This is a genomic window from Streptomyces sp. NPDC006283 (genome assembly GCF_040613325.1).
GTDB lineage: Bacteria > Actinomycetota > Actinomycetes > Streptomycetales > Streptomycetaceae > Streptomyces.
Map to the genome: position 1 here is coordinate 28,835 of NZ_JBEXRZ010000074.1, position 4,735 is coordinate 33,569.

A 4,735-nucleotide genomic window follows, 5' to 3' on the forward strand; every position below is an offset into this window, starting at 1 on the left:
GAGGACGAACCACCCATGACCGAGGACGAGATCTTCGCCGTCATCCGCGCCCAGATCGTGGACGTACTGCCCGAGACCGCCGACATCGAGATCACCCTCGACCACAGCATGCGCGAGCTGGGCGCCAACTCCATCGACCGTATGGACGTGGTGATCGCCGCCCAGGACGAGCTGGGCATCACGGTGCCCGGCGCGGCCCTCACCCAGGCCGACGACCTGCGTTCGCTGGTCGCGGTCTTCCGCGCCCACCACAGCACGCACGCGTGAGCCCGCAGCCCGGCCCGGTGGCCGTCACGGCCGCCGCGGTGCTCACCCCGCTCGCCGAGGACCTGGACGGCTTCACCGCCGCCCTGCTCGCCGGCCGCAGCGCGGTGACCCTCGGCGGCGAAGGGGACGACGCGCTGCCCGTCGCCGCGCTCGCCGCCTTCGACCTCGCCTCCTGGGCCGGGCGCCACCTCGCCGACAAGCCCGAGGACGCGGCCCGGCTGCGCAAGGTCGCGGGCCGCGCGGCGCTGCCCGCGCGCAGCGCCGCCTGCGTCGCACTGCGCGCGGTGGGCGACGCACGCCTTGCAAAGGAGCAACTCGCCGATACCGCGCTGATCGTCGCCGGCAGCAACCTCGCCCTCGCCCACCAGGCACAGACCGTCCTGGGCCACGACCGGGCCCCGGGCCGGCTGCGCGCCTCCTACGCGCTCACCCACCTCGACGTGGACGTCGTCGGCGCGGTCAGCGAGCTCACCGGCATCCGTGCCGAGGGCTGGGCCCTGGGCGGCGCATCGGCCAGCGGCACCCTCGCACTCATCCAGGCGGCACGCACGGTGGCCGCCGGCTGGGCCGAACGCGCCCTCGTCGTCGCCCCGGTGGCCGAACTGTCACCGGTGGAGGCGGAGGCACTGCGCCGCACCGGCGCGATGGCCGACGAGCACTTCCGCGACGAACCCGCCCGCATGTGCCGCCCGTTCGACACCGCCCGCCAGGGCTTCGTCCGCGGCGAGGGCGCCGCCGCCCTCGTCCTGGAACACCCCGACGCAGCCCGCCGGCGCGGCGCCCGGGTGCTGGCGGAGATCACCGGCCACGGGCAGCGCCTGGACGCCCGCCGCGGCACCGAGCCCGACGCCGCCGGCCAGGAGAGGGCCATGCGCACCGCGCTGGACACCGCGGGCATCGGCCCCGACGACATCGACTACGTCAACGCGCACGGCACCGGCTCCAGGCTGGGCGACGCGACCGAAGCAGCGTCACTGCAGGCGGTGTTCGGCACCCGGCCCTCGCTGCGCATCAACTCCACCAAGCCGCTGACCGGCCACTGCCTGTCCGCGGCCGGACTGATCGAGGCGGTCGCCACCGTCGCGCAACTACGGGCGGGCACCGTTCACCCCAACGTGAACCTGCACGAGCCCGACACCACCCTGCCGCTGGCCGGCCGCACCGCCGAACAGCGGCCGCTGCGCTGCGCACTGAGCAACAGCTTCGCCTTCGGCGGCATCAACGCCTCCGTGGTGATCCGCCTCCCCGAACCCCGGCCCTGAAGCCGCACGACCCTGTCAGTTACGGAGAAGACATGAAGCAGGTCGGCATCGAAGCCATCAACGCCTACTGCGGTGAGACCTACGTCGACGTGCCGACCCTGTTCGCGGCCCGCGGCCTCGACGACAGCCGGATCGGCAACCTGATGATGGCCCGCAAGAGCGTCGCCTTGCACTGCGAGGACGCCGTGTCCTTCGCCGTCAACGCCGCCAAACCCCTCGTCGACGCCCTCACCGACGCCGAACGCGACTCGATCGAACTGCTCATCGTCGGCACCGAGTCCGGCGTCGACTTCGGCAAGTCGCTCGCCACCTACGTCCACGACCACCTCGGCCTGCCGCGCAGCTGCCGCCTGTTCGAGACCAAGCAGGCCTGCTACAGCGGCACCGCCGCCCTGCAGATGGCCGCCGCCGTCGTCGCCGCCAGCCCCTTCGAGGGCACCAAGGCCCTCGTCATCAGCAGCGACGTGGCCCGCCCCGTGCCGCACACCTACGTCGAACCCAGCCAGGGTGCCGGCGCCATGGCCATGCTCGTCGGCGACAACCCCGTCGTCGCCGCCTTCGACCCCGGCGCCAACGGCTTCCACTCCTACGAGGTCATGGACACCTGCCGCCCCGACCCGGAGGCCGAGGCCGGCGACACCGACCTGTCGCTCCTGACGTTCATCGACTGCCTCAAAGGCTCCTTCACCGACTACGCCCGCAAGGTCGAGGGCGCCGACTTCGTCGACACCTTCGACCTGCTGGCCATGCACACCCCCTTCCCCGGCATGGTCAAGGGCGCACACCGGGCCGCGCTGCGCACCCTCAAGCGCGGCCTTGCCCCCCAGGCCGTCGAGGACGACTTCACCACCCGCCTCGGCCCGGCCGTCCAGTACCCGCAGCAGGTCGGCAACATCTACGCCGGCACCGTCCACCTCGCCCTCGCCTCCACCATCGCCAACGCCGCCGTCGACCGCGAACGCCGCGTCGGCGTCTTCTCCTACGGCTCCGGATGCGCCTCCGAGTTCTACAGCGTCACCATCACCCCCGACTCGCAGCGCGCCGTGCGCGCCATGGGCATCCGCGAAGCACTCGACGCCCGCTACGAGCTGAGCATGGACGAGTACGACGAACTCCTGACCGCCACCGCCGAACTGAAGTTCGGCATGCGGGACTTCACCTTCGACCTCGACCGCTTCCCGCAGATCACCAAGGCCCGCTTCACCGGCGGCCGCCGCCTGGTCCTGTCCGCCGTGCGCGACTACCACCGCGAATACGTGTGGCTCGACGGAGGCGCGCGATGACCGCCGTCACCCTCACCCGCGCCCGCGGCGTGATCCGCGCCCGCCTCGAGGACCCCGACCGCCGCAACCCCATCACCGCCCTGCTCCTGACCAACCTGCACGCAGCGCTGGACGCCGCCGAAGCCGACCCCGGCTGCCGCGTCCTGGTCCTGTGCGCGAGCGGCGACGACTTCTGCGCCGGAACCGACCTGTCGGACGGTGTGCCCGACACCTCCGACGCCACCGGCGCCACCGGCGCCGCCACGGAAGAACTCCCGTACTGGCGGCTGCTGGAACGCCTGACCCGCACCCCCGTCGTCACCATCGCCGTCGTCGACGGGCGCGCGAGCGCCGGAGGAGTGGGACTGGCCGCCGCCTGCGACCTCGTCATCGCCGGCCCCGACGCCCGCTTCCGGCTCACCGAAGCCCTGGTGGGCCTCGTGCCCGCCATGGCCCTGCCGTTCGTGGCCCGCCGCACCGGTGAACAGCGCGCCTTCACTGCCACCCTGCTCGCCGAGGACCTCGACGCGGCCGCAGCCCTCGCCGCCGGCCTCGCCGACGAGGCCACCACCGACACCGAAGGCGCACTGCGCCGCACCCTGGTCCACCTCAGCCGCGTCGACCGCGACACCACCGGCGCGCTCAAGGAATACCGGGCCAGACTCTTCCCCCGCGACACCCACCTGGGCCTGGACGCCACACGCACCTTCCTCGACCGGCTCGCCGACCCGGCCGTCCACCGGCTCATCGGCCGGCTGGCCACACCGGAGCGTGCCGCATGAGCACACCCACCGCCCCCGCCGCCCCCGACGCCGTCGTCCGGCTCACCAGGGAAGGGCCGCTCGCCGTCGTCACCATGGACGACACCGCAAGCCGCAACACCTTCTCGCCCGCCCTGACCCAAGGACTCGTCGACTGCGTCGAACGCGCCGCCGCCGACCCGCACACCCGCGCCGTCCTCGTCGAAGGCCGGCCCGAACTGTTCTGCGCCGGCGGCACCCGCCGCGAACTGATCAACTTCGCCCGCGGCGACGCCACCTTCGACACCGACGACTTCTTCCGCGTCTTCGCCCGCTGCCCGCTGCCGGTGATCGCCTCCCTCCAGGGCCACGCCATCGGCGGCGGCCTCGTCCTGGCCCTGTACGCCGACTTCGCCGTCTTCAGCGAACGCTCCATGTACGCGGGCAACTTCATGAACTACGGCTTCACCCCCGGCATGGGCGCCACCCACCTGTTCCCGTCCCGCTTCGGCCGCGAACTGGGCACCGAAATGCTCTACACCGCCCGCAACTACCGCGGCGCCGAACTACGCGAGCGCGGCGCCCCGATCCGCGTGACCGCGCACGCCGACGTACCGCGCACCGCACGGGAGCTGGCGCTGTCGATGTGCGGCCCGCCCCGCGCCTCGGTCGAACTCCTCAAACAAGACCTCGCCGAACCGCTGCTGGCCGCCACCGACGCCGCGATCGCCCGCGAGGCCGCCCTGCACCGCACCTCGTTCCGGCTGCCCGAGGTGCTCGACCGCATCGTCGCCGGATACGGCGACACCGGCCGCTGACCGCACGACCGCCCGCCCCTGCCATGCGAGGACCGAGGGAACCGATGGACGCGAAAGAGATCCTGACCCGATTCAAGAACGGCACCCTGGACACCGCGTCCACCACCGCCGCCCTCCTGCGCACGACCACCCCGCCGACGACGGCCGAGCCCCCCGGCGCGAGCGACGCCCCCGCGCCCACTCCGGCCACCCCCCGGCCCCCGGCGGGCGCGGGGGGGAGCGCCTTGCCCGCGCCCGGCCGGGGCGAGGCCCCGGCGCCCACCGGTGCCGCAGCCGCGGCCGGCGGTGTGCACCCCGCTCCGGCGGCCGCAGCCGCGGCGGGCGGCGTGGACCGCGTTCAGGCGGCGGCCCTGCTGCGGGCGGCGGCGGAGGAGGGCGCATCGCCC

5 protein-coding genes and 1 pseudogene are annotated in these 4,735 nt (G+C 73.6%); all 6 read left to right on the forward strand.

The genetic code is table 11. From position 1 onward, the window contains the following. The first annotated feature begins 15 nt into the window (after nucleotides 1–15). Nucleotides 16–267, forward strand: a complete 252-nt coding sequence (locus tag ABZ070_RS17530) for a phosphopantetheine-binding protein (protein ID WP_356634685.1) — start codon at nucleotides 16–18, stop codon at nucleotides 265–267. Then, nucleotides 264–1,529 carry a beta-ketoacyl synthase N-terminal-like domain-containing protein gene (locus ABZ070_RS17535; protein WP_356634687.1) on the forward strand — a complete coding sequence of 422 codons (1,266 nt, stop codon included), beginning with the start codon at nucleotides 264–266 and terminating at the stop codon, nucleotides 1,527–1,529. Before ABZ070_RS17530 ends, ABZ070_RS17535 begins: the two co-directional genes overlap by 4 nt. A 32-nt stretch (nucleotides 1,530–1,561) precedes the next feature. Continuing rightward, nucleotides 1,562–2,812 (forward strand): hydroxymethylglutaryl-CoA synthase, encoded by a 1,251-nt coding sequence (locus tag ABZ070_RS17540; protein ID WP_356634689.1) that lies wholly within the window; start codon nucleotides 1,562–1,564, stop codon nucleotides 2,810–2,812. Then, nucleotides 2,809–3,573: an enoyl-CoA hydratase/isomerase family protein gene (locus ABZ070_RS17545; RefSeq protein WP_356634691.1), complete on the forward strand. Its 765-nt coding sequence runs from the start codon at nucleotides 2,809–2,811 to the stop codon at nucleotides 3,571–3,573. Before ABZ070_RS17540 ends, ABZ070_RS17545 begins: the two co-directional genes overlap by 4 nt. After that, on the forward strand, nucleotides 3,570–4,349 hold the full coding sequence (locus ABZ070_RS17550) for a polyketide synthase (RefSeq protein WP_356634693.1): 780 nt from the start codon (nucleotides 3,570–3,572) through the stop codon (nucleotides 4,347–4,349). The genes ABZ070_RS17545 and ABZ070_RS17550 overlap by 4 nt, the downstream gene beginning before the upstream one ends. A gap of 44 nt (nucleotides 4,350–4,393) precedes the next feature. Next, nucleotides 4,394–4,735 (forward strand): annotated as a pseudogene (locus ABZ070_RS17555) (hypothetical protein); the annotation flags it as partial.